The organism is Phormidium pseudopriestleyi FRX01 (assembly GCF_017313335.1).
In the GTDB taxonomy this organism is placed as follows: Bacteria; Cyanobacteriota; Cyanobacteriia; order Cyanobacteriales; family Laspinemataceae; genus Laspinema; species Laspinema pseudopriestleyi.
This window is the reverse complement of the sequence record NZ_JAFLQW010000360.1, coordinates 1-2,901: the sequence shown is the minus strand read 5'-3', so window position 1 is coordinate 2,901 and position 2,901 is coordinate 1. Positions and strand designations below refer to the sequence as shown.

At 44.0% G+C, this 2,901-nt stretch carries 2 protein-coding genes and 1 CRISPR repeat array; both genes read left to right on the top strand.

Going from position 1 to position 2,901, the window contains the following annotated elements; all coding sequences use genetic code 11:
• The first annotated feature begins 444 nt into the window (after positions 1-444).
• A complete protein-coding gene (locus tag J0895_RS13565; RefSeq protein ID WP_207088616.1) occupies positions 445-681 on the top strand; it encodes a hypothetical protein in 237 nt (78 codons plus the stop codon).
• 393 nt (positions 682-1,074) lie between these two features.
• Positions 1,075-2,013 (top strand): ParA family protein, encoded by a 939-nt coding sequence (locus J0895_RS13560; RefSeq protein ID WP_207088615.1) that lies wholly within the window; start codon positions 1,075-1,077, stop codon positions 2,011-2,013.
• 212 nt (positions 2,014-2,225) lie between these two features.
• Positions 2,226-2,849: direct repeats of the CRISPR family, unit length 37 nt; unit sequence GTTTCAATCCCGTTGCCGGGATTCATTGTAATGAAAG.
• Positions 2,850-2,901: the final 52 nt, after the last annotated feature.

The window sequence follows — 2,901 nt, the reverse complement described above, 5'->3', positions numbered from 1 at the left end:
TTATGACATCTGTCTTCTCCCCTCTCCCCCTTTGGGAGAGGCCTGTCCTGAGCCCTGAGCCCTGAGCCCTGAGCCCTGAGCCAGTCGAAGGGTCGAAGGGTCGAAGGGTCGAAGGGTCGAAGGGTCGAAGGGTCGAAGGGGGTTGGGGTCGAAGGGTCGAAGGGGGTTGGGGGTGAGGGCATTCCACAACGGATTTAGGAGCTGCTATAGACCTAGCCAATCTTCTCCCCAGGGAGGAGGAAATCTGGGTTTATCGAAGGGTGACAAACAATGGGGTTGCGATCGGCATCACTTCACGAGATTGGTTTCGTCACCCGAAAAGGGGAAAACGCCTCACTATCCAGGGTAGGAAACATCACAGAAATCAGGAAATGCTCGTCACTGAGAAGCTTTGAGGAAAAGGCGATACTAAATTCATCAAGGAAAAGAAGAGGGAACCTGACTATGATTCGCATCCGGGACATCGTACAACAAGCATTGGCAATCGGTTATCTGACCGTAGAAGCAGAGGACCAGCTTAGAGATCTGCTCAGTGCCAAATATGATTTAGAAGACTTGAATGCCTTTATGACCCTCCAACACGCCAGTATGTCCGGGCGGATTAAGCAGCAGTCTAGGCTGATACGCTACAAGACGACGGCGGAGGATAGGATCACCCAGGCATCTCGTCAGGCGGGATAACTGATTCTATTCCGCCCTATTTTGGGGCGGAATAGATTTTGGGCCGCAGAAACTCCTGCCAAAAATTGCAGATTAAGGATTGAATATTTGCCAGAATTGGAGCATCAACCGATCGCGTTAGGGTGCAGAGGCGATCGCCACCCTGGGGAGTTTAATTAAAACTGGATATGTTACCATTTTTAGAATTTTTTAAGGAATCGGGGGAGAGCAGCTTGATATTGGAGATTGCTCTCAATTTCCGGACCCCAGTGCCATCGGTGGTGTCTTACCAAAACAATCTAGTAGGGGGTAAAACCCCCAAAGGATTCGACCCATCACCCCCTATAATAACGGGGACATCCAGAAGGGGGCTAATTAGTCCTAGCGTGCATCAAACTCAGGAGAACTCACGGCATGGCATATATTATCTCAACCATCAATATGAAGGGGGGCGTCGGAAAAACAACCCTAACCGTTAACTTAGCCGCCTGTTTAGCCAAAGACTATCAGAAACGAGTATTAGTCGTAGACCTGGATACTCAAATTAGCGCCACCCTCAGTTTAGTCTCTCCTCACGACTTTTCTAAACTGCGGAAAGAAAAACGCACCTTAAAGCATTTAGTTAATGATTTTATTCAACCCATTGACCAAAAATCATTACCTATTCAAGATATTATTAAACCCTATATTGGCAATATTAAAGGATTAGATTTATTACCCGGAGATTTAGAAATCTATGATGATTTTATGGTGTCCGAAGTCCTACACAAAAAAGCCTTGCACCTCGGCAAAGATAACTTTGAAGAAGTCTGGACTAAATTAGAGCAAATTTTAGTCCGGGGAATTTTGGATCCGGTCATGAAAGATTATGACTTTATCATCCTCGACTGCGCCCCTGGTTATAACTTATTAACCCGCAGTGCCTTAGTTGCCAGCGATTACTATGTACTCCCTGCCAAACCCGAACCCCTATCTTTGATTGGTATTCAATTGCTTGAAAGAAGAATTAACCAACTCAGAGAAATTTATAAAAATGAAAATCCCCTTGATTTAGAAATGATTGGAATAGTCTTTACCATGTCTGGTAATTTGCTCACGGGTAAATATTATCGCCAAGTCATGCGCCGGGTCCATGAGGATTTTGGAGAGACCAAAATTTTTAAAACCAGAATTCCAATGGATGTCAATGTTTCTAAAGCTGTGGATAGCTTCCTCCCCGTTTTACTCACTCATCCCACCTCCATTGGAGCAAAAGCCTTTTCGCAGTTAACCGATGAATTCATGAAAAAACTTCAACTCATCGTTGAGATGAAAGAGCAAAAAAACAAGTTAAACCTAGTCAATTTAGACTAAGTTTATAATAATCTCAGTCGTTATCTGCGGCTAAAAGTAACCACTGAAATCGTCACTCTTTGGCTAATTTTGCTGCGGTATTACTCCCTAATTTTATAGAAATTATTGATAGTTAAAACCTAAGATTAATGATTAATTTTTAATGCTTATGACCAAGATTTGTGGACTTAAAAATTATCACTAATCTTGGGACATTGATTCAACCTAAGCAAGTTTCAATCCCGTTGCCGGGATTCATTGTAATGAAAGTTACATCAACTGTTTAGACGCTTTCCTACACTCTTGTTTCAATCCCGTTGCCGGGATTCATTGTAATGAAAGGCTCTGTCATGATTTATTAACTTTTTTGGGGATGAGTTTCAATCCCGTTGCCGGGATTCATTGTAATGAAAGCAGAGGGAACTCTCGTTTTTCTGGGAAATATGCAGCTAGGTTTCAATCCCGTTGCCGGGATTCATTGTAATGAAAGCATCAATTTTGCATCAGTGCGACGCCCCTAGGTATGTTTCAATCCCGTTGCCGGGATTCATTGTAATGAAAGCTCACGCACCCGTATTTAGGTAAGGTCAAGCTGTGTTTCAATCCCGTTGCCGGGATTCATTGTAATGAAAGGTACCGACTATGTAAGGGTTTGAGCCGTTTATTCCTTGGTTTCAATCCCGTTGCCGGGATTCATTGTAATGAAAGGAACTCTCGTTTTTCTGGGGGTTTTAGAGGCTTCTATAGTTTCAATCCCGTTGCCGGGATTCATTGTAATGAAAGCGGTGGGATTTTCGCTGTACCGAATGGCGCTTGACGGGTTTCAATCCCGTTGCCGGGATTCATTGTAATGAAAGACCGATCGCCGAGAGTTAGAGTCCAGGAGGATTTGGTGGCGGGTTTTGGCGG

Coding starts and splice junctions, on each gene's coding strand:
- J0895_RS13565 (WP_207088616.1), top strand. CDS start 445: ATGATTCGCATCCGGGACATCGTACAACAAGCATTGGCAATCGGTTAT.
- J0895_RS13560 (WP_207088615.1), top strand. CDS start 1,075: ATGGCATATATTATCTCAACCATCAATATGAAGGGGGGCGTCGGAAAA.